Origin of the sequence: Rhodococcus sp. ARC_M12 (genome assembly GCF_022810385.1) — a bacterium.
GTDB lineage: Bacteria > Actinomycetota > Actinomycetes > Mycobacteriales > Mycobacteriaceae > Rhodococcoides > Rhodococcoides navarretei.
This window is the reverse complement of the sequence record NZ_JALGQI010000058.1, coordinates 1-704: the sequence shown is the minus strand read 5'-3', so window position 1 is coordinate 704 and position 704 is coordinate 1. Positions and strand designations below refer to the sequence as shown.

At 68.0% G+C, this 704-nt stretch carries 1 protein-coding gene; it reads right to left on the bottom strand.

What is annotated here, in order from left to right:
* The coding region (locus MTX35_RS25330; RefSeq protein WP_243597480.1) for a GlxA family transcriptional regulator at window positions 1-704 on the bottom strand (704 nt) is incomplete at both ends.

Genomic DNA, 704 nt, shown 5'->3' with positions numbered 1-704 from the left:
TAGCCGACCCGTAGCGCGATCTCGGCGGAGGTGAGGTCCGTGGTTGCTGAGAGGTGCCGCGCTCGTTCGATGCGAAGCCGTTGGACGAAGCCGAGCGGAGTGAGGTTGAGCGCCGCACGGACTCGTCGTTCGAGGGTGCGCCGGCTGGTGCCGAGCGACTGCGCGACGAAGGCGACGTTGAACGGTTCGTCCAGGCGGGCGCGCACGAAGCGTTCGAACTCGACGACGATCGGGTCCTCGTGCCGGAGATGTTCGTAGGCGACGAAGGCCGCCTGCGACGGACGCTCGTCGATGATGAGGAGCTTGGCGACATGTTGGGCCAGGTCGGGGCTGATCGATCGCACGAGTGAGAGCGCGAGGTCGATGTGGGCGAACGCGGCGCCGGCGGTGACGAGGTTCCCGTCGACCACGACCATGGTGTCGAGATCGAGGGCGACGGTCGGATAGCGCTTCAGGAACTCCGGCCCCAGGAACCAGCTGGTCGTCGCCCGCCGATGATGCATCCGTCCAGTCTCGGCGACGGCGAACACGCCGGTGCACGCCGCGGCGATCCGGGTGGTCGCGTCGTCGAGGCGCCCGAGTGAGGCGATGACCGAACGTGCATCTCGGCTCTGGAGGGCGTCGTTGGTAGCGGCGGCCGTGAGGGTTCCAAGCGCAGGGACGACGACCACGTCGAACTCTCCGGACTCCGACAGCGGGTGGTC